The organism is Rhodococcus sp. AD45-ID, from assembly GCF_003023755.1.
Lineage (GTDB): Bacteria > Actinomycetota > Actinomycetes > Mycobacteriales > Mycobacteriaceae > Rhodococcus_F > Rhodococcus_F globerula.
In genome coordinates, this window is sequence record NZ_PYHL01000002.1 from 372335 (window position 1) to 398059 (window position 25725).

At 63.1% G+C, this 25725-nt stretch carries 26 protein-coding genes; 14 read left to right on the forward strand and 12 right to left on the reverse strand.

What is annotated here, in order from left to right; all coding sequences use genetic code 11:
* Positions 1–2: 2 nt before the first annotated feature.
* The 7 genes from C7T36_RS17825 to C7T36_RS17855 all read right to left on the reverse strand — a co-directional run bounded on the left by C7T36_RS17825 (position 3) and on the right by C7T36_RS17855 (position 7185).
* The gene (locus tag C7T36_RS17825) at positions 3–899 is read right to left on the reverse strand and encodes a universal stress protein (protein ID WP_045066976.1); all 897 of its coding nucleotides are present in this window, start codon (positions 897–899) and stop codon (positions 3–5) included.
* A 54-nt stretch (positions 900–953) separates the two neighbouring features.
* Positions 954–1649: a DUF998 domain-containing protein gene (locus tag C7T36_RS17830; RefSeq protein WP_239654745.1), complete on the reverse strand. Its 696-nt coding sequence runs from the start codon at positions 1647–1649 to the stop codon at positions 954–956.
* 114 nt (positions 1650–1763) lie between these two features.
* Positions 1764–2519, reverse strand: coding sequence for a sirohydrochlorin chelatase (locus C7T36_RS17835; protein ID WP_033232965.1), 756 nt, complete (start codon positions 2517–2519; stop codon positions 1764–1766).
* A gap of 4 nt (positions 2520–2523) precedes the next feature.
* Entirely contained in the window at positions 2524–3810 is a 1287-nt protein-coding gene (locus tag C7T36_RS17840) for a sulfate adenylyltransferase subunit 1 (protein ID WP_033232967.1), read from the reverse strand.
* A gap of 2 nt (positions 3811–3812) precedes the next feature.
* Positions 3813–4748, reverse strand: a complete 936-nt coding sequence (gene cysD, locus C7T36_RS17845; RefSeq protein WP_033233176.1) for a sulfate adenylyltransferase subunit CysD — start codon at positions 4746–4748, stop codon at positions 3813–3815.
* Positions 4745–5458, reverse strand: coding sequence for a phosphoadenylyl-sulfate reductase (locus tag C7T36_RS17850; RefSeq protein ID WP_045066981.1), 714 nt, complete (start codon positions 5456–5458; stop codon positions 4745–4747). Before C7T36_RS17850 ends, cysD begins: the two co-directional genes overlap by 4 nt.
* Positions 5455–7185, reverse strand: coding sequence for a nitrite/sulfite reductase (locus tag C7T36_RS17855; RefSeq protein ID WP_033232972.1), 1731 nt, complete (start codon positions 7183–7185; stop codon positions 5455–5457). The genes C7T36_RS17850 and C7T36_RS17855 overlap by 4 nt, the downstream gene beginning before the upstream one ends.
* Positions 7186–7656: 471 nt before the next feature.
* On the opposite strand from C7T36_RS17855, the gene hemW reads away from it, so the two are divergent.
* Positions 7657–8859, forward strand: a complete 1203-nt coding sequence (gene hemW / locus C7T36_RS17865) for a radical SAM family heme chaperone HemW (protein ID WP_045066983.1) — start codon at positions 7657–7659, stop codon at positions 8857–8859.
* Positions 8860–8863: 4 nt separating this feature from the next.
* Here hemW and C7T36_RS17870 read toward each other — a convergent pair whose 3' ends face one another.
* Together C7T36_RS17870 and C7T36_RS17875 are read right to left on the reverse strand one after the other, a co-directional pair.
* On the reverse strand, positions 8864–9676 hold the full coding sequence (locus C7T36_RS17870) for a hypothetical protein (protein ID WP_162487738.1): 813 nt from the start codon (positions 9674–9676) through the stop codon (positions 8864–8866).
* Positions 9677–9932: 256 nt separating this feature from the next.
* Entirely contained in the window at positions 9933–10649 is a 717-nt protein-coding gene (locus C7T36_RS17875) for a TetR/AcrR family transcriptional regulator (protein ID WP_239654708.1), read from the reverse strand.
* A 94-nt stretch (positions 10650–10743) separates the two neighbouring features.
* On the opposite strand from C7T36_RS17875, the gene C7T36_RS17880 reads away from it, so the two are divergent.
* From C7T36_RS17880 to C7T36_RS17890, 3 genes are read left to right on the forward strand one after another with little or no spacing between them, the layout of a single operon-like run.
* A complete protein-coding gene (locus C7T36_RS17880; RefSeq protein WP_045066988.1) occupies positions 10744–11691 on the forward strand; it encodes an ATP-binding cassette domain-containing protein in 948 nt (315 codons plus the stop codon).
* Entirely contained in the window at positions 11688–12497 is an 810-nt protein-coding gene (locus C7T36_RS17885) for an ABC transporter permease (protein ID WP_045066990.1), read from the forward strand. Before C7T36_RS17880 ends, C7T36_RS17885 begins: the two co-directional genes overlap by 4 nt.
* A 27-nt stretch (positions 12498–12524) precedes the next feature.
* Positions 12525–13163, forward strand: coding sequence for a hypothetical protein (locus tag C7T36_RS17890; protein WP_045066992.1), 639 nt, complete (start codon positions 12525–12527; stop codon positions 13161–13163).
* Here C7T36_RS17890 and C7T36_RS17895 read toward each other — a convergent pair.
* Positions 13160–13483 (reverse strand): type II toxin-antitoxin system VapB family antitoxin, encoded by a 324-nt coding sequence (locus C7T36_RS17895; RefSeq protein WP_033232977.1) that lies wholly within the window; start codon positions 13481–13483, stop codon positions 13160–13162. The genes C7T36_RS17890 and C7T36_RS17895 overlap by 4 nt on opposite strands.
* A gap of 99 nt (positions 13484–13582) precedes the next feature.
* Here C7T36_RS17895 and hrcA point away from each other — a divergent pair, with 99 nt between their 5' ends.
* From hrcA to C7T36_RS17920, 5 genes are all read left to right on the forward strand, one after another.
* On the forward strand, positions 13583–14626 hold the full coding sequence (hrcA, locus tag C7T36_RS17900; RefSeq protein WP_033232979.1) for a heat-inducible transcriptional repressor HrcA: 1044 nt from the start codon (positions 13583–13585) through the stop codon (positions 14624–14626).
* Between the two features lie 79 nt (positions 14627–14705).
* Positions 14706–15857 (forward strand): molecular chaperone DnaJ, encoded by a 1152-nt coding sequence (gene dnaJ, locus C7T36_RS17905; RefSeq protein ID WP_033232981.1) that lies wholly within the window; start codon positions 14706–14708, stop codon positions 15855–15857.
* Between the two features lie 2 nt (positions 15858–15859).
* Entirely contained in the window at positions 15860–16621 is a 762-nt protein-coding gene (locus C7T36_RS17910) for a 16S rRNA (uracil(1498)-N(3))-methyltransferase (protein WP_045066994.1), read from the forward strand.
* 119 nt (positions 16622–16740) lie between these two features.
* Complete coding sequence (locus C7T36_RS17915) at positions 16741–17979, forward strand: Ig-like domain-containing protein (protein ID WP_045067894.1); 1239 nt, start codon at positions 16741–16743, stop codon at positions 17977–17979.
* Positions 17980–17993: 14 nt separating this feature from the next.
* Positions 17994–18758 (forward strand): alpha/beta hydrolase, encoded by a 765-nt coding sequence (locus C7T36_RS17920; protein WP_045066995.1) that lies wholly within the window; start codon positions 17994–17996, stop codon positions 18756–18758.
* Here C7T36_RS17920 and C7T36_RS17925 read toward each other — a convergent pair.
* A complete protein-coding gene (locus C7T36_RS17925) occupies positions 18750–20339 on the reverse strand; it encodes an MFS transporter (protein WP_045066996.1) in 1590 nt (529 codons plus the stop codon). The genes C7T36_RS17920 and C7T36_RS17925 overlap by 9 nt on opposite strands.
* Positions 20340–20437: 98 nt before the next feature.
* Between C7T36_RS17925 and C7T36_RS17930 the strand changes: the two genes are divergently transcribed.
* From C7T36_RS17930 to era, 5 genes are all read left to right on the forward strand, one after another.
* Positions 20438–21118 carry a TetR/AcrR family transcriptional regulator gene (locus C7T36_RS17930; RefSeq protein WP_045066997.1) on the forward strand — a complete coding sequence of 227 codons (681 nt, stop codon included), beginning with the start codon at positions 20438–20440 and terminating at the stop codon, positions 21116–21118.
* Between the two features lie 99 nt (positions 21119–21217).
* On the forward strand, positions 21218–22306 hold the full coding sequence (locus C7T36_RS17935; protein ID WP_033232988.1) for a PhoH family protein: 1089 nt from the start codon (positions 21218–21220) through the stop codon (positions 22304–22306).
* A gap of 48 nt (positions 22307–22354) precedes the next feature.
* Complete coding sequence (gene ybeY / locus C7T36_RS17940; protein WP_033232989.1) at positions 22355–22897, forward strand: rRNA maturation RNase YbeY; 543 nt, start codon at positions 22355–22357, stop codon at positions 22895–22897.
* Between the two features lie 22 nt (positions 22898–22919).
* On the forward strand, positions 22920–24224 hold the full coding sequence (locus C7T36_RS17945) for a hemolysin family protein (protein ID WP_033232990.1): 1305 nt from the start codon (positions 22920–22922) through the stop codon (positions 24222–24224).
* A 25-nt stretch (positions 24225–24249) separates the two neighbouring features.
* Positions 24250–25167, forward strand: coding sequence for a GTPase Era (era, locus tag C7T36_RS17950; protein ID WP_033232991.1), 918 nt, complete (start codon positions 24250–24252; stop codon positions 25165–25167).
* Here the strand turns inward: era and C7T36_RS17955 are convergent.
* Positions 25164–25724 carry a TetR/AcrR family transcriptional regulator gene (locus C7T36_RS17955; RefSeq protein WP_045066998.1) on the reverse strand — a complete coding sequence of 187 codons (561 nt, stop codon included), beginning with the start codon at positions 25722–25724 and terminating at the stop codon, positions 25164–25166. The genes era and C7T36_RS17955 overlap by 4 nt on opposite strands.
* Between the last annotated feature and the right edge of the window lies 1 nt (position 25725).

Genomic DNA, 25725 nt, shown 5'->3' on the forward strand with positions numbered 1-25725 from the left:
TCTCACCCCTCGCGGCACACCATCACCGGGCACTGGGCGTGGTGAATGAGGCTCTGACTGGTGGATCCCACGATCGAGGCCATGAACGGGCTTCGACCGTGGCTTCCCACGACAACAAGTTGAGCCTCGGCTGAATGTTCGAGAAGCGCCTTCATCGGCCCACTTCTCTGCACGCTGCGAGTGACCTCGACCTCGGGGTACTTCTCGGTCCAGCCGGCGAGGCATTCGGAGAGCAGCGCGTTCTCGTGCTCCTCGTACGGACCCCAATCGGTGAACCGCCGCGCTTCCGAGTAGCCCCCGAGCGAGGCGTGTTCGTTCCAGGTGTGGACGGCAACGAGGGGCACACCGAGAAACGCCGCAAACTCGAAGGCGTGGCCGGTGGCGAGTTCGCTGAGTTTGCTGCCGTCGATACCGACGACGATGGGCCTGGTGTCGGTGGTGGCGTGGTCGCTGCTGCCGCGGAAGACGGTCACCGGGCAATGGGCGCGGTTCACCACTCTGATCGTGTCGGATCCCAGAAACACCGACTGCATCTCGGTGGTTCCGGCTTGTCCGAGCGAGAGGATTCGTGCGGTTTTCGAGAGTTCGACGAGCGCGGCCGCCGTGGTACCGGAGACGAATACACGCTCGATGGTGACGTCGGTGTGGTCGTCACGAATGGCGTTCTCGGCCTCCTCGACCAACTTCGCACCTTCGGTACGGACGTGACGATCGAACATCTCTTCGTCGGTCACGGCGCCGCCTTCGCTGAAATCCGGTTGTCCGCGCAGCACATGTGTCAGGCGTAGGGGCTCGTCGAATTTCCGGGCCGCAGACGCCGCCCATCGCGCAGCGTTCACCGCACCGGGGGAGCCGTCGATTCCGGCCACGATTCCGTGTCGAACAGATGCACTGGTCATGGGAGTCTCCTCGCGTCGCCTCCTTCCAGTGTGTCCCTGCTCGCCTCGGGTTCGCTACACGGAAGCCTTTGCCCGCCGGGCAAGCACGTCGGTGGAGACCGGGGGCAGCGATCGACGTGGCCGCAATGACAGCAGGGCAGTGATGAATCCGTTACCGAGAAGTGTCATGTCGACGTTTTTCAGAACGGTTCTGCGCATCAGGGCGAGGATCGCTGCGACGCCTGTGACGGCCATCCACATGGGAAGCGGGTAGAGCGTGAGACGTTCACCGAGTCCGAAGGTGAGGGTTCGGCCGAGGAGAAGGACAGCACCGACGAGTCCTGTTGCCGCGCACAGGCCTGACCACACTGCGATCCACCGCTGGTGGTTCCAGAACGCGACGGCGAGAAGCACGAGGACGGCGTGGCGGGCGACAAATCCGGGCAGGACTGCAGTCCAGTGAACGAAGGTGCCGTCGTTGGCGGGGAACATTCCGGTGGCAGCGGTACTCAAGGCCACGACGACTGCCAGTCCCAGTATCCATTTCTTCGTGCGACCGTCCGGAATGTACTTGTGCAGCAACGCTGCTCCGAGAATGGTGAGGGCGCCGAGGACCATGAACGCGGCATTCATCACGTCGTGTAGCGGTGAACACGAATCGGTGCTGCAGGTTGTGACGCCCAGCGAACTGATGGAATCACGCGCAAAACTGTAGGGAGTCTTCCAGGCGCCGGCTGTGAGGATCTCGACCAGTAGATACAGGACGGACAGGACCCAGGCGACGCCGGCGGTGCCGAGACGGAAATTGTGAGTGATCGTCTTGCTCCCAACTGGTTGGTGGAACCAACAGTACGGTAACAATCTGATAACGGCCTGTGAAATTGCTCAGGCGGAGCGAATCAACCGGCCGGGAAGAGTTTCAGCAGCGGCGTTGTATCGGTCGATCATCGTCTCGATCAGCAGGGCGTGGGCACCGATGGTGTCTGCAAAAACCGTGCCGTCGAAAGCGGTAGTTGCGGCAGCACTGAGGCGATCGGTCAGAAGGCCGGGTGCAAGAAACCATGGCGCAACAACTATGCGGTTGGCGCCGCCTTCGCGGAGTGCGGAAATTGCGGCCCCCACGCTGGGCTGCGCCGAGGTGGCAAAACAGACTCGAACACCGGACCACTTCGTTCCGGTAGCGAGGGCGCCGGGAATCTCGGCAGTTGCGGAGTTGGCTTCCGCGTCGGACGAGCCGACCGCGGCAACCGCTACACCCACCGACGGATCGTCGGGATGCGCACCGGCTTCGAGAATTCGCTCCCGCAGCGCCTCGATCAATCGATCGTCACGACCCAGTACCTCGGCTTGGGTCACGGTCAACTGCGGGTGGCGCAGTGTGGCCGCTGCGAGGAGTCCGGGCAGGTCGACGCGGGCGTGGAAAGCGTGGCCCAGCAACATCGGAACAACAACGGCGTGAGTGTGGCCGTCGTGTGCAACACCGTCAAGGACCTGATCGATGGACGGCGCATTGAGATCGAGAAACGCCAGCCGGACATCGAGACCTGGCTGGGCTTCACGAAGAGCCGCCACGGCAGCCGTGATCGCCCGAGCGGAACGGGGATCACGGCTTCCGTGTGCAACAGCAATGAGCGGAACCATCTTCTTAGACGCGCTCGCCCAATTCGACAGCGGAAATGACGTCGCCGACCAGGCCGGCTGCGAGAGTGTTTCCACCAGCGGGATCGATCAACAGAAAGCTGCCCGTGTGGCGGTTGACGGCGTAGTCGTCGGCCACGATCGGCTCGGCTACCCGGATCGAGATCTTGCCGATCTCGTTGAGCTCGAGTGTTTCCGGGCCCTGATCCGTGGTGAGATCCTGCTCGTTGAAGCGCTCCACCAAGCTGCCGACGATGGCCTGCGTCGTGCGCGTGCCGTGCTTGAGCAGCAAGCGTGCACCGGGGCGAAGCGGCTTCTCGGCCAGCCAGCAGACGGTGGCGTCGAATTCGCCGATGGGCTCGGGTGCGTCCGACGGCGACGCGATGGTGTCGCCGCGGGAGACGTCGACGTCGTCGGCCAGGATCAGCGTGACGCTGCGCCCGGCGTGAGCGACATCCAGTTCACCGTCGGCGGTGTCGATCCGGACGACGGTGGTGCGCGTACCCGAAGGCAGGATCACCACTTCGTCTCCTGGCACGACGGAACCGGCAGCAACCTGGCCGGCATATCCGCGGTAGTCGAGGAACTCCGCGGTGCGCGGGCGGATCACGTACTGAACCGGGAATCGCAGGCCGACGCGGTGCGGCTCGGCGTCGACCGGAATCGACTCGAGGTGCTCGATCAGCGTGGGGCCGGTGTAGTACGGGGTCTTGTCCGAGCGGATGGCGACGTTGTCGCCGTGCAGAGCCGACACCGGGATCTCGACGACGTCTTCGCTTGCCCAGCCCAGTGAGCTGGTGAGTTCGTTGAACTCTGCGGAGATCGAGGTGAAGACCTCTTCGGGGTTCTCGACGAGGTCGATCTTGTTCACGGCGAGAACGAGCTTCGGGACACCGAGCAAGGCGAGAACCGCTGCGTGCCTACGAGTCTGCGCGATGACACCCTTGCGGGCATCGACCAGCAGGATCACGAGCTGAGCCGTCGACGCTCCGGAGACCGTGTTGCGGGTGTACTGCACGTGGCCCGGTGTATCGGCCAGCACGAACGTGCGCTTGGGGGTCGCGAAGTAGCGGTACGCCACGTCGATCGTGATGCCCTGCTCACGCTCGGCGCGCAGACCGTCGACCAAGAGCGAGAGGTCAGGGGTATCGAGGCCGCGGTCCACCGACGCGCGGGTCACGGCGTCGATCTGGTCGGCGAGAACGGATTTGGTGTCGTACAACAGGCGGCCCACGAGGGTGGACTTTCCGTCATCGACGCTGCCGGCAGTTGCCAGTCTCAGCAAGTCGCTCATGATCAGAAATAGCCCTCTCGCTTGCGGTCTTCCATGGCCGCTTCGGAAACTCGGTCGTCGCCGCGGGTCGCGCCGCGCTCGGTCAAACGTGATGCCGCAACCTCGGCCAGGATGGCTTCATTGTCGGCTGCATCGGAGAGAACAGCACCGGTGGTCGAACCGTCGCCGACGGTGCGGTAACGCACCGAAAGGGTCTGCAGCTCTTCGCCTTCGGCCGGTCCGCCCCAGACGCCGGGGGTCATCCACATGCCGTCGCGCTGGTACACCGGACGCTGGTGGGCGTAGTAGATGCTGGCGAGTTCGACGTTGTCGCGGGCGATGTAACGCCAGATATCGAGCTCGGTGAAGTTGCTGAGCGGGAAGACGCGGACCTGCTCGCCGGGGGAGTGGCGACCGTTGTACAGGTTCCACAGTTCCGGGCGCTGCTTCTTGGGATCCCACTGGCCGAAAGCGTTGCGCAAGGAGAAGATTCGCTCCTTGGCGCGGGCCCGCTCTTCGTCGCGGCGAGCGCCACCGAAGACGGCGTCGAAGCGGTTCTCGGAGATCGCGTCCAGCAACGGAACGGTCTGCAGCGGGTTGCGGATACCGTCGGGACGCTCGGTGAGGCGACCGTCCGCGATGTACTCCTCGACGCTGGCCACGTGCAGGCGCAGGTTGTACTTCGCCACGACGTGGTCACGGAAGTCGAGGACTTCCTGCAGGTTGTGGCCGGTGTCGACGTGCAGCAGCGTGAATGGCAGCGGTGCAGGCCAGAAGGCCTTGATCGCCAGGTGCAGAAGCACCGTGGAGTCCTTGCCGCCCGAGAACAGGATGACCGGGCGTTCGAACTCGCCGGCCACCTCTCGGAAGATGTGGATCGCTTCGGACTCGAGGGCGTCGAGAGTATCGAACTGTGTGCCGTCGAGCTGAGGACGTGAAAGTGTCAAGTCAACTGTCATGATGCGTGCAACCCGCATTCTGTCTTGGAGGCACCGGCCCAACGACCGCTACGCGGATCGCTGCCGGGGGCTGGCTTGCTGGTGCAGGGCGCGCAGCCGATGGATGGATAGCCCTCGTCGACAAGCGGATTGACGAGGATGGAATGGGTGTCGATGTAGTTCTGCATCTCCTCGTCCGACCACGGAGCGATCGGATTGATCTTGACGAGTCCGAAGCCCTCGTCGAAGGAGATCAGCGGAGCGTTGGCGCGAGTAGGAGCTTCGACGCGGCGGATGCCGGTAACCCAGGCGCTGTAGCCGGACAACGTCTGCTTGAGCGGCGCGACCTTGCGAAGTGCGCAGCAACGGTTGGGATCGCGGGCGAAGAGGTCCTTGCCCTCCGCGATGTCCTGCTCACCGACGCTTGCCAATGCGCGAGCGTTGATGACGTTGACGCCGTACACCTGCTCGACAGCGTCACGCGTGCCGATGGTCTCGGGGAAGTGGTAGCCGGTGTCGAGGAAAAGTACGTCGACGCCCGGATGTACCTGTGCGGCAAGGTGAACCAGCACTCCATCCTGCATATTCGATGCAACGATGTACGAGTCGCCGAACGTGTCCTCGGTCCACTGCAACAGTTCCTGCGCGCTGGCTCCGTCGAGTTCTACGGCACCGCGTTCGGCGATCGCCCGAAGCTCGTCGACGGTTGCTCGCGAAATGTCCACTGTCATCGCAAATCTCCTTCGTCTGCTCGCACTGCCCATTCGGCGAACCGCTCACCTTCGTTGCGGTTCTTCGCGAACTGACGTACGACGCGGTCGATGTAGTCACCCATCTCGACGCTGGTGACCTTGTGCTGGCGCAGCTTGCGTCCGAAGGCGCTGTCGAATCCGAGGCTGCCTCCCAGGTGAACCTGGAAACCCTCCACTTGATTCCCGTCACCGTCGTCGACGAGCTGGCCCTTGAAGCCGATGTCCGCGACCTGCGAGCGGGCGCACGAGTTGGGGCAGCCGTTGATGTTGATGGTGATCGGCACGTCGAGCTGGCTGTTGATGTCGGCCAGACGTTCTTCGAGTTCCGGAACGAGAACCTGCGAGCGCTTGCGGGTCTCGGCAAACGAGAGCTTGCAGAACTCGATGCCGGAGCAGGCCATGAGGTTCTTGCGCCAGTGCGACGGACGGGCGGGAAGGCCCAGTGCGTCGAGGTCGGCGATCAGCGGCTCGAGGGTGTTGTCTGCAACGTCGAGAATGATGAGCTTCTGGTACGGGGTGAAGCGGATCCGGTCGCTGCCGGCCTTCTCTGCCGCGTCGGCGACCTGCGCCAGGATATCGCCGGACACGCGGCCGGCGATCGGCGCGAAACCGACTGCATTGAGGCCGTTTCGGGTCTTCTGGATGCCGACGTGATCGATCGGGCGCGTGGGCTTCTCCGGTGCGGGACCGTCGATGAGCGGACGCTTGAGGTACTCGGTCTCGAGAACTTCGCGGAACTTCTCGATGCCCCAGTCCTTGATGAGGAACTTGAGCCGGGCCTTCGCGCGCAGACGACGGTAGCCGTAGTCGCGGAAGATCGAGACAACACCTTCCCAGACGTCGGGAACCTCGTCGAGCGGAATCCAGGCGCCGACGCGTTGCGCGAGCATCGGGTTGGTGGACAGTCCGCCGCCGACCCAGAGGTCGAGGCCCGGGCCGTGCTCGGGGTGGTTCACGCCGATGAAGGCGATGTCGTTGATCTCGTGAACAACATCCTGCTGACCGGAGATGGCGGTCTTGAACTTGCGGGGCAGGTTGGAGTACTTGGGGTCGCCGATGTAGCGGCGCACGATCTCGTCGATCGCCGGAGTGGGATCGAGGACCTCGTCGAACGATTCGCCGGCCAGGGGAGAACCGAGGACAACGCGGGGGCAGTCACCGCAGGCTTCGGTGGTCTTGAGTCCGACGTCTTCGAGACGCTTCCAGATCTCCGGGACGTTCTCGATCTCGATCCAGTGGAACTGAACGTTCTCACGGTCGGAGAGGTCTGCGGTGTTGCGGCCGAACTCCTTCGAGATACCGGCGATGGTGCGCAGTTGCTCGACGTTGAGAGCGCCGGCGTCGCAGCGCACTCGCATCATGAAGTACTTGGCCTCGAGGAGATCGAGGTTCTCGTCGCCGGTGAAGGTGCCGTCGTATCCCTGTTCACGCTGGGTGTAGAGGCCCCACCACCGCATGCGGCCGCGCAGGTCGCTCTTGTCGATGCTGTCGAAACCCTGCTTCGAGTAGATGTTCTCGATGCGCGCGCGCACGTTGAGCGGGTTGTCGTCCTTCTTGGCCTGCTCGTTTGCGTTGAGCGGCTCGCGGTATCCGAGGGCCCACTGACCTTCGGCGCGCTGCTTCGTGGGGCGAGCAGCGCGAGCGGGCCGTGCCTCGGCGGGCGCTGCCGAATCGGCAGTCGGGGCGGCGTCGGTTGTCGACGTCATCGATGAACTCCTGGATCTTCGGCGGTGTTGATCAGGCACGAGGCACGCAAACGCTGCAGCATTGTGACTCTGTCCGATCGGGGTGCACCGGACCGTGTCGAGTGAGGGGGCTGTCCTCGGGCTCGAAAGGCTTGCGGCCGGCAGATGTGCTCACCAAGCAGGCAGCGGAAACGCTGAAGGCTGGGGAAACAGGTGGAGATGAGCGGGGAAGGCTTGTTGATCAGTTGAAGATCAACAGCAACAGCAGTGCAGACACGTGGAACTGCACACGCGCTTGAAGTCGACGTGGCGACGCGCCACAAGTCGTACTCCTGGTCCGGTCATGCGGACCATTGTGCCACGTCAACTCGATAATTCCGACTCGGGGACCTATTTCCACGAAAAATGGGGGAAATAGCGTGCTCAGGGGACTTGGTGGTCCGGCCAGGTCGGCGAATAGGTCGGCACGCGCGATGCTGGGAGACTGGTGGAGTGAATGTCACCGCTACAACCCCCTTCGTGTTGCCCGCTCGCTCGCTCGAGGGCGTCGGGACGCGGCCGTTCGGGATCTATGTCCATGTCCCGTTCTGTGCGACGCGATGTGGCTACTGCGACTTCAACACGTACACCGCGGGCGAGTTGGGGACCTCGGCGTCGCCGCAGTCCTGGCTTGAAGGGCTCAAACGCGAACTCGACCTCGCGGCGCAGATGACCGGAGCACTGGCGGCCGAGACGGTGTTTGTCGGTGGCGGAACCCCGTCGCTGCTGGGCGGCGACGGTCTGTCCGAGGTGCTCGAGGCAGTACGGAGCAGTTTCGGTCTGGCTCCCGGCGCCGAGGTCACGACGGAATCGAATCCCGAATCGACGTCGCCGGAGTTTTTCGACGCCCTGCGCAGCGCCGGTTTCACGCGAATTTCTCTCGGTATGCAGTCGGCGGCCCAGCATGTGCTCAAGATCCTGGACCGCACGCACACACCGGGCCGGGCAGTAGCGGCCGCAAAAGAGGCGCGCGCGGCAGGGTTTGCGCACGTGAACCTCGACTTGATCTACGGAACGCCGGGGGAGCGGGATATTGATCTCGATGCTTCCTTGGATGCAGTTCTTTCCGCCGACGTCGATCACGTCTCGGCCTATGCGCTGATCGTGGAGGACGGCACTGCGATGGCACGCAAGGTTCGCCGTGGTGAATTGCCCGCGCCCGACGACGATGTGTTGGCGTCGCGGTACGAACGGATCGACGCGCGGCTGTCCGAGGCTGGATTGTCCTGGTACGAGGTCTCCAATTGGGCGAAGACGGAAACAGTCGAATCCGGGGATACCCGTTGCCGTCACAACCTCGGTTACTGGGACGGCGGCGACTGGTGGGGTGCCGGTCCCGGCGCGCACAGTCACGTCGGCGGAGTGCGGTGGTGGAACGTCAAGCACCCGGCGCGCTACGCGGAGCAACTCGCACAGGGTGAACTGCCCGTCGGTGGCAGTGAGGAACTGTCCGCCGACGACATTCACATGGAGCGGGTGATGCTGACCGCACGGTTGCGCACCGGCCTGCCGTTATCGGAATTAACTGTGTCCGAACGTGATTCGGCCGATCAGGTTGTTGTCGACGGTTTGGCGATCGTCGACGACGGCCATCTGATCCTGACCGATCGTGGTCGGCTACTTGCCGACGCCGTCATCCGCACGGTACTGACCTGAGCGGCTACTTCGGGTAGGTGTTCGTTACCTGAGTGAAGTTGTCGTCTCCCCACGAGACGATGGTGCCGTCGGCTTTCAGGGCTGATGAATGGTTCGCGCCGGCACTGACGGCGGTGAAGCCGCTACCCCTGGGCGTATTCGTGACCTGCTTGTCGTTGTCCCAGCCCCACGAGGTGATGGTGCCGTCGAATTTCAGTGCCACGCAATGGTGTGCGCCGGCGGCGACCGCAGTAAAACCGCTGCCCCGAGGAGAGCCGGTGACCACCCGGTGGCTGTCGCCTCCCCAGGAGACGACGGTGCCGTCGGATTTCAATGCCACCGAGTGGTAGTTGCCGGCGGCGATGGCAGTGAAGCCGTTTCCAGTGGGGGTGTTCGTGACCTGGTTGAAGCCGTCGTCTCCCCACGAGACGATGGTGCCGTCGGCATTGAGCGCCACCGAATGGCTGTCTCCGGCGGCGATGGCGGTAAACCCGCTGCCGGTAGGTGTGTTCGTGACCTGTTTGTAGGTGTCCCAGCCCCAGGATGTGATGGTGCCGTCGGATTTCAGTGCCGCCGAATGGTAGGTGCCGGTGGCGATGGCGGTGAAGCCGCTACCGGTGGGGGTGTTCGTGACCAGCTTGGAGCCGTCGTTTCCCCAAGATGTGATGGTGCCGTCGGATTTCAGCGCCAGCGAATGGCTGCCGCCTTCGGCGTAGGCGGTGAAGCCACTACCTCGAGGGGTCTTTGCGGCGAGGGCGGAGCCGTCCCATCCCCAGGAGGCCACGTTTCCGAGTGGTTCGACCGGCATGTCATCTGGTCCGGCCGCAGCGATTGTCACAGCAGCAAGAGTGAGCACACCTCCAGTCAATACGACGGCGAGACCCTGTAAACGACTGACAGGGCGTAATCGGCGCCGGTGAACCATGGCTGTGCCTCTCTGCGGCAAAATCCCGCACAGGGGCGGTGTGGCACCGTCGGTAACCACTGAGCAAAGATAACGGACAGTTGGGTCAAAAGCACGCATTATTTAGGGCCATTTTTGGCCACTATGTGCGTGTGGACGAAACTGGCCACTGCGATGTGGTGGTGGGGGCTCAATTATTCGGGGCGATGCCGAACAGTAGTGCGTCGATTCCGGCTTCGAATGCCGTGTTGTTGTCTATCGATTCTGTTGTGGGTGCTGATTCTGTTGTGGGTGTGCTGATATCGGTGCTCGCATACAGTGCCGCCAGGTGCGGATAGTCGCCGTGGGCGAGTAGTGCGCCGATGTGTTCGGCCCCGCTGTTGGCAGAGGAGCGGGCGGACATTCCCGCAGATTCTTGCGCTGCGAAGCTGGTAACCCAGCCTGTGAGTAGTGCGATTCCGGTCATCGTCGCTGGTGCGCTCAGGCCGGTCGGTGACAGCGCGCCGACCATCTGGTCGAGGTAGCGCATCGACTGCGGGCCGAGGCCGGTCGGCTGGATCTGACTGAGCCAAGGGTGTCGGCGGTGAATCGCCCGCGACTGCACGGCGATGGCGAGGACGTCGGTGCGCACGTCTCCGGTCAGTGGCGGGTAGTCGTATTCGGCCCCGACGGAGTCGGCCATGAGTGCCATCAGGTCGTCCTTGCCGTTGACGTACCGGTACAACGACGCGGCGGCCGTGCCCAGTTCTTGTGCGACACCGCGCATCGACACTGCGCGGAGCCCCTGGTCGTCGGCGATTCGGACGCAGGTGTCGGCAAGTTGTTCCAGCGTGTAAGCCGGGCGGGGTCCTCGTTTGGTGTCCTCGCCTCGCAGCCACAGCGAGGCCGGTGGTCCGGCGTTGGTCATAGCACCAAGCATGCCCCACTTCAGTAGTTGCGAACACTGTTCGCAGTTGTCTATTCTCTAATTGCGAACAGTGTTCCCAATTGAGGAGGTAGACATGCCGGCTATCGAAGCGGAATCACTCACCAGGTGTTACGGGAAACGCACGGTGGTCGACGGTGTGAATCTGAGCGTCCCCGCGGGGACTGTTCATGCGTTGCTCGGACCGAACGGTTCCGGCAAGACGACGATCGTGCGGATGCTTGCCACGCTGTTGCGGCCCAGTGCGGGCAGCGCTCGTGTTCTCGGTTTCGACACAGTCCTGGCCGCCGCGCAGGTGAAGAAGAACATCGGACTGGTCGGACAATTTCATGCCGTGGATCCTCGTCTGACCGGCGCCGAGAATCTCGCTATGTTTGCTCGGCTCAATGGATATGCGGCTAAGGCTGCGCGTCTGCATGTGGGGGAACTACTAGAAAGATTTGAACTCCTCGATGCTGCCGACCGGCAGGTGCAGACGTATTCCGGCGGCATGCGAAGGCGACTCGACATCGTCGCGGGAATGGTGGTGCGCCCGGCCGTTCTGTTCCTCGACGAACCGACGACGGGTCTCGATCCCCGAAGCCGACACGAAATCTACGAATACGTACGAAGTTTCGTGAACGACGGTACGACCGTCGTACTGACCACCCAATACCTCGACGAGGCCGACAAGCTGGCGGACAGCGTCACCATCATCGACGCCGGAAAAGTAGTTGCTGCCGGAACCCCGGACGGGATCGTCGAGGCTGTGGGAACAGGTCTCGACGTGGTGATCGCCGACGGGCACCGATGTGGTGAGGTCGCTGAGATTGTCGGGCGATTCGGCGGCCGGCCAGGTGCTTCTCACGATTCGGCGACGGAACTGTCCTTTGCCTTCGGCGGGCAGTCGATCGCGCTGCTGCCGATACTGCGGGCGCTCGACGACGCCGGAATTGCCGTGCAGGACATCGGGCGTCGCCGGGCAACACTCGACGACGCTTTCCTGGCCCTCACCGGCCACACCAGCGAGAGGATTTCCGCATGACCACGCCCACTCGAAGTGCCGTCTCGGCGTTCACCGGCACCCGAATCCTGTTCATGCGGATCGTTGCGGTGTATCGCCACGCGCCCGCACTGGTTGCAGTGACTCTTGCTGCGCCCCTTGGCATGATGCTGTTGTTCGGTTTCGTTTTCGGTGGTGCGCTGTCCGGTGGCGCCGACGGGGCCGCGTATCGGTCGTACCTCACTCCGGGTGTACTTGTCCTTGTTGCGTCGATGGGCTTGGTGGTCACCGCTTCGACAGTGAATGCCGATCTGCACAGCGGCCTGACCGACCGACTTCGCGCATTGCCCATCCATCCTGTTGCTATGCCTGCGGGTCTGGCACTGGCGGAAACCGTCACCGGCGCAGTGGCTTTGGTCGCTATGGCGGGAGTCGGGTATCTGTCGGGATGGCGGATCGACGCGTCGGCCACAGACGTGGCGCTTGCGATCGTGCTGCTCGTCGCATTCCGGTGGGCACTCGCCTGGCTCGGGATCGTGCTCGGCAGTGCCATCCGGGACGAGCAGATGCTCCAACAGCTCGCCCCGCTGATCTTCGGGACGATCATGCTCTCGAACGTCTTTGTCCCCACCGAGACCATGCCGAGTGTTGTTGCAACGGTGGCTGAGTGGAATCCCGTCAGTGCGGTGGTCGCGGCGCTGCGTGAGCTGTTCGGTTCGGGTACCAGTGTTGCGCCCGATGCATCGTGGCCCATGCAGCATCCCGTTGCCGCGGCGTTCGGGTGGACTGCGGTGCTGCTAGCGGTCGCGATCCCGATTGCAGTGCGACGCTACTCGTCATCGCAGTAACCGCGCTGTCGCAGTAACCTCACCTGCGTGGCCCTCATACACAGTGCGCAATTGAATCCGTCGAAGATCGAACTGCTCAGGGCTTGGGTGCCGGGGCAACCGTGGGTCGGATCCGCCGATACCTCGAGCCTCGAGCACATCGACGCGTACCGCTTCGATGATCCGGACGGCGAGGTCGGCATCGAGACGCATCTGCTCCGCACTGCCGACGGAGCGGTTCTCCAGATCCCGCTCACGTATCGAGGTGCTCCACTCGCCGGGGCGGAAGCCTTCCTGGTCTCCACCATGGACCATTCCGTCCTGGGGCAGCGCTGGGTGTACGACGCGTGCTGCGATCCGGTGTACGTCCGCGCACTGGCAACGACCATCGTCACCGGAGGAACCGAAGCGGCGCTGGAGTTCGCTGACCCCGGCAATGCCCGTGAGGTCACAACACATGTGTTGGGTAGCGGGTCCGGAGACGTTCCGTCGATCGGGGCGGTGAACTGCTCCACCGCGGGTTCGGCAACAACGATGGGTTCGGCAACAACGATCACATCCGGGACGTTGGAACTGACGGTGTTCAGAGTGATCGACGCCGGCGCTGAATTGGGCGAACTCACCCTGGCCGGAACGTGGCCCGGCCAGGCTGAGCGCGCCTTGCTCGCGTGGCTGCAGATCGGTTAGTGCGAACCTTCGATGATTCCGGGCATCGCGTCGTAGTCGAAGACTCGCGCATGGAGAACGACACGATTCCGCAGTGCTGAACGCACCGCCCGGTGCAGGCCGTCTTCGAGGTACAAGGTGCCCTTCCACTGGACGGCGTGTGGGAAGAGATCGCCGTAGAACGTGGAATCCTCCGACAGAAGGCGGTCAAGCTCGAGGACCTTGGTGGTGGTCACGATCTCGTCGAGCCGGACCTGACGCGGCGGAAATTTGGACCAGTCACGAAGGGACAGTCCGTGGTCGGGATACGGCTTGCCGTCCATCACGCCCTTGAAAATCATGACTCCACAGTAAGGCCACCACCCGAGACTGGCGCTCGGGCGATTAGACTGCCAGTTGAGATCAGTGCACACAGCGCGCGGGAAACGGAGGTCGCAACGATGTCGAGTACCGACGACAGGCGATTCGAGGTTCTGCGCGCAATTGTCGCGGACTACGTTTCCACGCAGGATCCGGTCGGATCGAAGGCTCTGGTCGAGCGTCACAACCTTGGTGTGTCGAGTGCCACCGTGCGCAACGACATGGCGTTTCTCGAAGCCGAGGGCTACATCGCCCAACCCCACACCAGTTCTGGGCGCGTGCCGACAGACAAGGGATACCGTGAGTTCGTCGACCGCATAGCCGACGTCAAACCGCTGTCCGGGCCCGAGCGCCGCGCCATTCTGGAATTTCTGGAATCCGGCGTCGACCTCGACGACGTGCTGCGACGCGGTGTGCGTCTGCTGGCTCAATTGACCCGGCAGGTAGCCGTAGTTCAGTACCCGACACTCTCGGCGTCGTCGGTCCGTCATCTCGAAGTGGTGGCGTTGACCCCGGCGAGGTTGCTTCTCGTTCTCATCACCGACTCCGGGCGCGTCGATCAGCGCATCGTCGAGTTGGGTGACGTTCTGGTGGACGAGGATCTGTCCAGGTTGCGTGCACTGCTGGGCGGCGCGCTGGAAGGCAAGCGCCTGGCAGCAGCGTCCATCGCCGTCTCCGAACTGGCCGACGAGGCTCCCGACGATCTGCGCGACGCCGTTGTCCGGTCCGCGACGATCCTGGTCGAGACGCTGGTCGAGCATCCCGAGGAGCGTCTTGTCCTCGGTGGAACGGCCAACCTGACGCGCAACGCATCCGACTTCTCCGGCCTGGCCGGATTCCCAGGCTCGTTGCGGGCGGTTCTCGAAGCGCTCGAAGAGCAGGTGGTGGTGCTGAAACTGCTGGCATCGACCCAGAACGCCGGGATGGTCACTGTCCGGATCGGTGAAGAAACTCAGGTCGAGCAAATGCGCGGGACCTCCGTGATTTCGACGGGCTACGGTGCGGCCGGTACCGTTTTCGGTGGTGTCGGTGTGCTCGGTCCCACTCGGATGGACTATCCGGGAACAATTGCATCGGTTGCCGCCGTTGCCAGATACATCGGCGAAGTCCTCTCCGAACGATGACGTGCGTCGCCGCAGGCCGACGTTCCTCTTCGTGAGGTACGAGGAAAACTAGAAGTAAGAGAAGGACGAGAGAAAAAACGTGGCACGGGATTACTACGGATTGCTCGGCGTCGACAAGAACGCGACCGATCAGGAACTCAAGCGCGCATACCGCAAGCTGGCTCGCGAACTGCACCCTGACGTCAACCCGGACGAGGCAGCGCAGGCCCAGTTCAAGGAGATCTCGACGGCGTACGAGGTTCTCACCGATCCGGAGAAGCGTCGCATCGTGGACCTCGGCGGCGATCCCCTCGAATCCGGTGGGGGCGGCGGTGGCGGCTTCGGCGGTGGATTCGGTGGCGGCGGCCTCGGTGACGTCTTCGAAGCGTTCTTCGGTGGCGGCGGTGGCGCAGGCCGTGGACCTCGCGGACGCGTGCAACCCGGTGCTGATTCCCTGCTGCGCACCAAACTGACTCTCGAAGAATGTGCGACGGGCGTCAGCAAGCACGTCACCGTCGAGACCGCGATTCTGTGTGACAGCTGTACGGGCGCCGGCACGAACGGTGATTCCAAGCCTGTCCGTTGCGAGACGTGTAACGGCGCCGGTGAAGTGCAGTCTGTCCAGCGTTCGTTCCTCGGCCAGGTCATGACGTCGCGTCCGTGCCCCACGTGCCGCGGCGCCGGTGAGACTATTCCCGATCCGTGCCACAAGTGTGGTGGCGACGGCCGCGTGCGCGCGAAGCGCGACATCACCGTGAAGGTTCCGGCGGGTGTTGCAGGCGGCATGCGTATCCGTTTGACCGCGCAGGGTGAGGTCGGCCCCGGCGGTGGACATCCCGGCGACCTGTACGTCGAGATCGTCGAGCAGCAGCATGAGGTCTTCGTCCGCGACGGCGAAGATCTGCACTGCACCATTCGTGTCCCCATGGTCGATGCGGCGCTGGGTACGACGGTCACCGTTGACACCATCATCGACGGCCCCAAGGAAATCGTCATCGAGCCGGGAACTCAGCCCGGTCACGTCGCCGTTGTTCGCGGACACGGTATGCCGAAGTTGCGGTCCGGTACGCGCGGCGATCTCCACGCTCACCTCGAAGTGGTTATCCCGAGCCGCCTCGACAACAAGCAGTCCAAGTTGCTCAAGGAATTCAAGTTGCTCCGCGATCGTGACGAGGCCGAAGTTGTCTCCACCGGGTCGCAGAACAGTGGCGGGTTGTTCTCGCGTCTTCGCGAAGCATTCAGCGGCCGCTGACAGTGGCTGCGACGGTCTTTTTCCTCGACCCCGTTCCGGGCGTCGGTGAGACTGCGGTTCTGGACGGTCCGGAGGGTCGCCATGCGGCGACCGTCCGCCGGATCGGTGTCGGTGAGCGCCTTGTACTGGCTGACGGCCGTGGCCGCGTCGCCGACGCCGAGGTGACCGCAGCCGGGAAAGACCGCTTGGAACTTCTGGTCAGTGACGTACAGGTACTCGAGCAACCGAAGCCGCTGGTGACACTCGTTCAGGCATTGCCGAAGGCGGAGCGTTCCGAGTTGGCTGTCGAGTTGGCCACCGAGGCCGGTATCGATACCGTCATTCCGTGGCAGTCACTGCGGTGCGTCGCCAAATGGGAAGGCGCGAAGCTCACCAAAGGCGTCGCTCGTTGGCGTAGTGCCGCGGTGTCGGCGGCCAAGCAGTCGCGCCGGGCATTTGTTCCGGAGATCGCTGAGCTGCACAAGACCGCGGCTGTTGTCGCGGTGGTTCGCGAAGCCGTTGCGCGCGGCGCCGTGGTAGCTGTTCTGCACGAGTCGGCCACCACTGCGCTGGCGGCACTTCCCCTGGCAAGTGCGGAAGAAGTATTTCTGGTTGTCGGACCTGAAGGTGGGCTCGACGACTCGGAAATCGCTGCACTCTCGGAGGCGGGCGCAACCCCCGTGCTACTCGGCCCGACTGTGCTGCGAACCTCGACGGCCGGCGCAGTTGCATTGGGGGCCATCGGTGTTCTGACCGATCGCTGGGGACCACGACCGCTGCACTGATCGGTATGTGATCTGAAGCCAATTGAGACCTTGCGCTCAGCGAAGTGTCAGCCATGACCACTATCGTTGAATTGCCCGGCGGCGTTCCGCGGGTTCGTTCGGAAATCTCAGGAGGAATGATGCGCTCACGTGCGCACAAGCGAGTTGCAGGCGCGGTGGCTGCCGTCGCGGCAATGATGCTGGCTGCGGGGTGCACCGTATCCACTGACGACAAGGCCGATCCGGCTGCGAGTGCTGTTGCCACCACGGCAACCAGCGTCGCTGTCATCTCGGTGTCGCCTGCAGAAGGCGGCACTCCGATCAACCCGCTCGACCCCATCACCGTCGAGGTCGCCAAAGGCACTTTGACCAGTGTCACCCTCACTAACCCTGAGGGTAAGGACGTCGCCGGAATCATCACGCCGGACAAGACCGCGTGGAAGCCGAGTGAGCCACTCGGCTACGGCAAGTCCTACGACCTGGTTGTCGACGCAGTCGACTCGAATGGTGTTGCCACAACCAAGAATACGACGCTCACCACCGTCGCCCCGAGCAATCAAACGCGGGCATACATCAACACGACCGGCGGCGCGTCGATCTCCGAGGGCGGCACATACGGCGTCGGCACCGTCGTTGCGGTTCACTTCGACGAATCGATCGGAGACAAGGCCGCTGCCGAGAAGTCGCTACTGGTGACGACCAATCCGCCGGTCACCGGATCCTGGTACTGGGTGGACAGCCAGAACGTGCACTGGCGCCCGCAGGAGTACTACACGCCGGGAACCACGGTGTCGGTGAGCGCAAACATCTACGGCAAAGAGTTAGGCAAGGGTCTGTACGGCGAGCAGGACGACACCGTCGCCTTCACGATCGGTGACTCTCACATCTCCATTGCCGACGACAACACCAAGATGGTGACCGTGTACGAAAACGGTCAGGTGATCAAGGAAATGCCGACGTCCATGGGCATGGGTGGAACCGAAACCATCGGCGACACCACACTGTCCTTCTGGACACAGCCAGGCACGTACACCGTCATGGACAAGGCAAACCCGGTCATCATGGATTCGTCCACGTACGGTCTGCCCATCAACTCGCGGCTCGGGTACAAGGAGACCATCAACTGGGCGACGCGTATCAGCACCGACGGTATCTATCTGCACGAGTTGGAAAGCACCGTCTGGGCTCAGGGCAACACCGACACGTCACACGGTTGCCTCAATCTCAGTGCGGCCAATGCCAAATGGTTCTTCGACTTCGCGCAGCCCGGTGACGTTGTCGAGATCAAGAACACCGGTGGCGCTCCGCTCGAGGTGTGGCAGAACGGCGACTGGACCGTGTCCTGGGCAGAGTGGGCCGCGGGCAGCGCCCTCGCCTGAGCTAGGTTTTCCTGGTGTCTCGGATCAAGATCTCCTACGGTTCCCACGGTCAGCAGTTCGGTCATCTGTACGTTCCCGATACCGTTGACGGCCCAGTTCCTGTGGTCATGCAAATCCACGGCGGATTCTGGAGCGGGCAATACGGACTGAATCTCGGCACTGCATTTGCCGTCGAACTCGCGCGAGCTGGTGTGGCGGTCTGGAACATCGAGTACCGGCGCCTTGGGGCCGGCGGCGGCTGGCCGGAGATGTCCACAGACGTGAAAACCGCGTACGACGCGATTCCCGGGATTGTGGCCGAAGCTTCCGGCGTCGTGTTCGACCTGACGCAGGTTCGCCTTGTCGGGCACTCCGCCGGTGGGCACCTCGCGGTCTGGCTGGCGGGGGAGAAGGACGTGTTCACGCGCCCGGAGCGCGTTGTCGCGCAGGCCGCTGCACTGGATCTCGCGTCGGCAGCCGAGCGCGGTCGACGTATCAGCTACATCGAGGATCTTTTCGGCATCCCCTTCGAATCGGATCCGGATCTGTATCGGAGTGCGTCGCCGCAACATCGGTTGCCGATCGGCGTCCCCGTCGTGTGTGTGACGGGCAGCGATGATCTGCAAGTCCCGGCCAAGGTCAGTGCGCGGTACGTGAAAGCGGCGCAGGCAGCCGGTGATCCCGTGGCATTGCGTGTGGTCGAGAGCGAGGGGCACGATGCATTTCTCTCGCCCGGGGCCGAGTCCTGGAGGGTCTCCCGTGAACTGGTTCTGGAAGACCCACCGGCTACGTCACACTGATACCAGAGCCTTTTTGCGCGGCAGGATGAACGCGACCACGATCGCGCCGACGAGCAATGCGAGGCCGCCCGCCCAACTGGCGGCCGAGATCGCGTCGGCATACGCGGCACCGGCTGCGTCGAGTAGCGGCTGCGCTCGAGCCGCGGCCAATGGATTGTGGGCCATCTCTTGGGCGACCAGGGAAGCGCCGCCGACGGATTCTCCGGATACTTCGAGTGCGTAGGCGGCTTGCTCGGCCAGTTCGCCGGTCAGTTGCGGGACCTGCATTCCGCCGATGAATCCGGCAATCGAATCTTTGTAGCTTGCAGCCAGAATCGAGCCGAGGATGGCAATTCCGAGTGAACCGCCGAGTTCGATGGCAGTGTCGTTGAGACCGCCGGCGGCACCAAGATCGTCCTCGGAGAAGTTGTCCATGATGGCGTCGGTGGCCGGTGGTTCACTGAGGCCGATGCCGAGACCGAGCAGGATCAGCGGGACCGCGAACATCCAGTAGCCGGAGTCACCGTCCACCTGCGTGAGGATGAGGACGCCGATCGCAGCGATGAGCATGCCACCGACGATGGATGCGCGTACACCGATCAGCGGGGTGATCCGGCCGCTGACCACCGCACCGATCGACACGGCAATTGCCAAGGGCAACAGACGGACACCGGTCTCGAGTGCTCCGTATCCGAGAATGAACTGGAATTGCTGCGAGATGTAGTAGATAGCGCCGAATGCGGCCAGGAACAGAAGCAGTACGGCAAGTGTTGCGCCGCCGACCACACGCTGACCGAGTTTACGGACGTCGAGGAGCGGTTGGGGATGACGCAGTTCCCAGACGACAAACATCGCGAGGCCGAGTGCGGCAAGCACTGCTGCGCTGATGGGTCCTGAGGTCCAACCGAAGTGGAAGCCGTTGATGATCGAGTAGACAAGTGCGCCGATGGTGACGACCGACAGCGCGCCGCCGATCCAGTCGATGCGACCGAGGTGCTCGGCCTTGCTCGGCGGCACCAGGAATACGGCGGCCAGGGCCGCAACTGCTGCGATTGGAACGTTGATCAGGAATGTGGCACTCCAGGAATGACTTTCGAGAATCCATCCGGCCAGCAGAGGGCCGAGCGCGATGGCAAGACCCGAGGTGGCTGCCCACGCTGCGATAGCGCGTGAGCGTTCGGATTTCGGGAAGGTCGCGACCAGGAGTGACAGCGTCGCGGGCATGATGATCGCGGCACCGACGCCCATGATCATGCGGGCCGCGATGACGGCGGTGGTGGTGTCGGCAATGCTGCCGAAGACTGCGCCGCCGGCGAACACCGCGAGTCCGGCGAGGAGTGCACCGCGACGACTGTACTTGTCGCCGATCACGCCGAACAGCAGCATCAACGCGGCGTAGGGGACCGTGTAGCCGTCGATGACCCATTGAAGTTGTGTGCTGGTGAGTCCGAGGTCGCGGGTCATGTCCGGCGCCGCGACGATCAGTGCCGTGTTGGCCATGACCACGATCAGCAAGCTCAGACACAGCACCCCGAGCGCGGCCCATCGCCGTGGATACGGCTGGTCCATTTTTGTGACCGGTTTGCTCACGAGTGTTGTCATGGCGCGACTCCGTTTCTGATCTATTTGCACAGTGCTGTGTAAGTTAATAACTTGCACACCATTGTGCAACTATCATTGATGTAGATCACACGAGGAAGGTGGACAACGCGTTGACGGAATCGGGAACTGCTGTGCCGGCAACGCGGCAGCGACGCAGTCAGGCGCGGGCGAACCGCAGTCGCATCATCGAAGCGGCGATCACAGCATTTGCAGTCGATCCCGACGCCAGCATGGACGACGTCGCAAAAGCCGCCGGCGTCGTGCGGCGGACCGTGTACGCACACTTCGAGAGCCGTGACGCCCTGATCAACGGAATCGTGGACGAGGCGTCCGCTGATCTGGTGGCGGCATTGAGTCGCGCGGGGGAGCCGCCAGAGAACCCGGAACTTGCGACCGCCGTGCTGGCGTTGTTGGCCTGGCCGGTGGGAGATCGGTTCCGGGTGCTGCTCAGTTTCGCCCGAAAAGAATTGGGTGAGCAGCGCATCCTCGACCTGATGGAACCCGCTCGCGCCTTGAGCATCAGAGTTGTCGAGCAAGGCCAGAGGGAAGGTATCTTCTCGACCTATCTGCCGGCCGAAACCTTGGTTGCGATGACCGAATCGGTGACCATCACGCTGTTCGACCAGGCAAACAGTGGGGTGATCACGGACTCGGGAGAGTCCTTCGCGATCGTGTGTCTCGTCCTGGTCGGGATCAGCCCGGACCGCAGTGCGGAGATAGTCGCGGACGCCTGGAAATGGATCCGAAAGTCAGTGCCGCCCGTTGCGCCCGGGGATTAACAAGTGGGCGGTGTCGGACTCGGGCGCTAGACTTCGAAGTATCGGAGCCCTCGGGTCGAGCGGGCTCTTTCGGACCAGGAAGCAGGCCATATTCTCCACGTGAGTGAACACAGTGAGTTCGGCGGCAACCGTACATCCACCGTTACCGAGCGCGCTCTGCCCGCAGAGCGCACCGTCCGATCGAGTATGGACCTGGCGCCGGAGACCGTGCGTCAACTCCTGGGATCGACGGACGAAAACCTCACCGCGATCGAACGTGAGCTTTCTGCCGATATTCACGTTCGTGGCGGCACCATCACACTGTCCGGAACACCGGCCGACGTTGCCCTCGCGGAGCGGGTATTCGCCGAGCTGGCCGTGATGGCCAGGCGCGGACAGCCCATCGCACCCGACGCCGTCCGCAGAACCATCGGCATGCTCACCAACGAGGTCGGGGAGTCCCCGGCCGAGGTGCTCTCGCTCGACATCTTGTCGCGGCGCGGCAAGACAATTCGTCCCAAGACGCTCAACCAGAAGCGCTACGTCGACGCGATCGACGAGAACACCATCGTCTTCGGCATCGGGCCGGCAGGCACCGGTAAGACGTACCTTGCGATGGCCAAGGCTGTGCAGGCCTTACAGTCCAAGTCGGTCTCACGCATCATCCTGACGCGTCCGGCCGTCGAGGCGGGCGAGCGGTTGGGATTCCTGCCCGGCACGTTGCACGAGAAAATCGATCCGTACCTGCGCCCCTTGCACGACGCCTTGCACGACATGATGGATCCCGAAGCCATTCCGAAGTTGATGGCAGCCGGGGTCATCGAAGTAGCGCCACTGGCGTACATGCGTGGTCGCACCCTGAATGACGCGTTCATCATCCTGGACGAGGCGCAGAACACCACGGCCGAACAGATGAAGATGTTCCTCACCAGACTCGGATTCGGATCCAAGATCGTTGTCACCGGAGACGTCACGCAGGTCGACCTGCCGGGCGGTGCGCGATCGGGACTACGGGCGGCATCCGAAATCCTTACGGGCATCAACGATATCCACTTCGCGAAGCTCGACAGCAGCGACGTCGTGCGCCATCGATTGGTCTCCGACATCGTCGACGCCTACGAACGCCACGAAACGGATCGCGACGGGGAGCCGAGGCTCGGCAACCGAGCACAACGCCGCGCTGCGCATGCTCATTCCCCTCGACGGTAGGCTGAGCGACGCACCAACCCCTACTTTTCCCAGGAAAGAGCGTCGCACATGAGCATCGAGGTCTCGAACGAATCGGGCATGGACATCTCCGAACCGGAGTTGATCAGTGTCGCCCGTTTCGTGATCGCACGGATGGATGTCCATCCGGCGGCCGAGCTGTCGATGGTTCTCGTCGACTCCGCGACGATGGCAGATCTGCACGTCCGGTGGATGGATCTTCCGGGTCCGACCGACGTCATGTCCTTCCCGATGGACGAACTGGAGCCAGGCGGACGCCCCGACTCCCCGGAACCCGGACCGTCGATGCTCGGCGACATCGTCCTGTGCCCGTCGTTCGCGGCCGATCAGGCAGACAAGGCCGGGCATTCACTGGCCCACGAGCTTGCGTTGCTGACGGTCCACGGGGTGCTGCACCTCCTCGGCTACGACCACGCGGAGCCGGAAGAGGAGAAGGAGATGTTCGGACTGCAGAACAGTCTCCTCGAAGAGTGGTACGAGGATTTGCGTCGGATCGAACGCGAGGCCGCGCTGGCGGAGCGAGATCAGAAACTGCTCGGCAAGACCGGGTTCGTCGACGGCGCAGACCGATAATCGAACAGCCGGGGGATCTGTAGTGAGTAGCGCAATCGCGCTGTTGGTACTAGCCGTTGCTCTGGTCCCGGTCGGTGGACTCTTCGCCGCCGTGGATTCGGCGCTCAACACAATATCGTCGGCACGCATCGACGAGATGGCAAAAGAGGAGCGAGCAGGCGCTGAGCGCGTGCAACGCATTCTGACCGATCGTCCGCGCTACGTGAATCTCATGGTGTTGCTTCGCATTTTGTGCGAGATCACCGCAACAGTCGTGTTGGCAGGCGCACTCATCGATGTGATGTCGATGGGCTGGGCTCTGACAACCACGGCTGCTGTCATGGTGCTGGTCTCGTACGTGGTGATCGGTGTCGGGCCGAGGACGCTTGGTCGTCAACATGCGTACTCGATCGCTCTGACGGCGTCGTTGCCGCTGTTGTGGATCGGTGTTCTTCTCGGGCCGGTCAGTCGCATCCTCATTCTTCTGGGTAATGCGCTGACGCCGGGTAAAGGTTTCCGGAACGGCCCGTTCGCGTCGGAAATCGAACTGCGTGAACTGGTCGACATGGCACAGGCTCGCGGCGTCGTGGACGACGAAGAGCGTCGCATGATCCAGTCCGTGTTCGATCTCGGCGACACGTCCGCCCGCGAAGTCATGGTGCCGCGCACCGACATGGTGTGGATCGAGAACGACAAGAGCGCCGGACAGGCAACATCGTTGGCAGTGCGCAGCGGACACTCGCGCCTACCGGTGATCGGTGAGAACGTCGACGACGTTCTTGGTGTCGTGTACCTGAAAGACCTGGTGAAACAGACCTATCACCTGCCCGACGGCGGCCGCAGCGTCAATGTCTGTGAGGTGATGCGTCCGGCGGTATTCGTTCCGGATTCAAAGCCACTCGACAGCCTGCTCGCCGAAATGCAGCGCGACCGCAACCACATGGCGATCCTCGTCGACGAGTACGGCGGAATTGCCGGGCTCGCGACCATCGAGGACGTCATCGAGGAAATCGTCGGCGAGATCGCGGACGAGTACGACGAAGACGAGACACCACCCGTCGAAGATCTTGGTGACGGGATGTTCCGCGTCTCGGCGCGCCTGCCCATCGAGGACCTCGGCGAACTGTTCGATCTGGAACTCGAGAACGACGAAGTCGAGACCGTCGGCGGTTTGATCGGTTACGTGCTCGGCCGGGTGCCGCTACCCGGATCCGAGGTGGAGTACGACGGTTTGATCCTGCGCGGTGAGGGAACGAACACCGGCCGTGGACGTGTGCGCATCAGCACGGTTTTTGTGCAGCGTGCGCCTCGCTCGGAAGACGATGCGGCAGAAGACAACGATGACTGAGCGAGACGTTCTACGAGGAGTAGGTATGAGTAAGAAGGAATTCCGGTCGGGGTTCGTGTGTTTCGTCGGCCGGCCCAATACGGGTAAGTCCACGTTGACCAACGCGTTGGTCGGCAGCAAGATCGCCATCACGTCCTCGCGTCCGCAGACGACGCGCCACACGATCCGCGGCATCGTGCACCGCGAGAATTCCCAGCTGATCCTGGTGGACACCCCGGGTTTGCACAAGCCGCGCACCCTGCTGGGCCAGCGCCTCAACGACCTGGTTCGCGATACGTACTCCGAGGTCGACGTCATTTGCCTATGCATTCCGGCTGACGAGCCCATCGGCCCCGGCGACCGCTGGATTGTGCAGCAGGTCCGCCAGATGGCGCCGAAGACGACGTTGGTCGGCATCGTCACCAAGATCGACAAGGTCAGCCGCGACGCCGTCGGCAAGCAGTTGCTAGCACTGTCCACCCTGCTCGGACCCGAGTGCGAAGTTGTGCCTGTGTCCGCCCAGTCGGGTGAGCAGGTCGAGATACTGGTCGACGTGCTGTCCGGTCTGATGGACGAGGGTCCGGCCTTCTACCCCGACGGTGAATTGACGGATGAGCCCGAAGAGGTGCTCATGGCCGAACTCATCCGTGAGGCCGCGCTCGAGGGTCTGGGCGAGGAATTGCCGCACTCTCTCGCCGTCGTGATCGAAGAGGTCATTCCGCGTGAAGGACGCACCGAGAAGCAGGGCGAGATGCTCGACGTCCACGCTTTGCTCTATGTCGAGCGGCCCAGCCAGAAGGGCATCGTCATCGGCAAGGGCGGAGCGCGCCTACGGGAAGTCGGCACCAGCGCGCGTCTGCAGATCGAGAAGCTCCTCGGTGTGCGGATCTTCCTGGAGTTGCACGTCAAGGTTGCCAAGGACTGGCAGCGCGACCCCAAGCAGTTGGGTCGGCTCGGGTTCTAGGGCGCAGCCCCTTTGAGTACCAACAGGATCGACGACGCAACATCCGCGTTGTCGATACCTGTTGCCAGGCGGCGCAGTTGTAGGCCCACGATCATCGCGACGAGGTAGGACGCGACGGATTCCGGATCAGGTGCCCCGAGCGCGGTCAGGACTGCGACTCCCAAAGAGTCGTACGCCGCAAAACACTCCGCGGCTATCTGGTGAAGTTCGTGATCGCGGCCTGCGGCGACGAACATCTCGAACGGTGCGATCCGCTCGACCACAAAAGCGATGTCCTGCGCGATGCTCTCCGTGGCGGCCGCCGCATCCTCCGCGCTCAAATCCTGGTCGCGGTACTGCTCGACGAGCTCGAGTATGCGGGCAGTCTCCTCGGCCGCAAACCGGGACAGTGCGGCCCGGAGCATGTCCGACTGGCTCGGAAAGTGATACGTGACGGAACCCAGTGACACCCCGGCGTCGGATGCAATGCGACGGTTACTCACACCGGAGATACCTTCGGTGGCAACGATGTGAAGTACCGCGTCGAGGATGCTTGTTCGGATGTCTCCTGCGGCCATT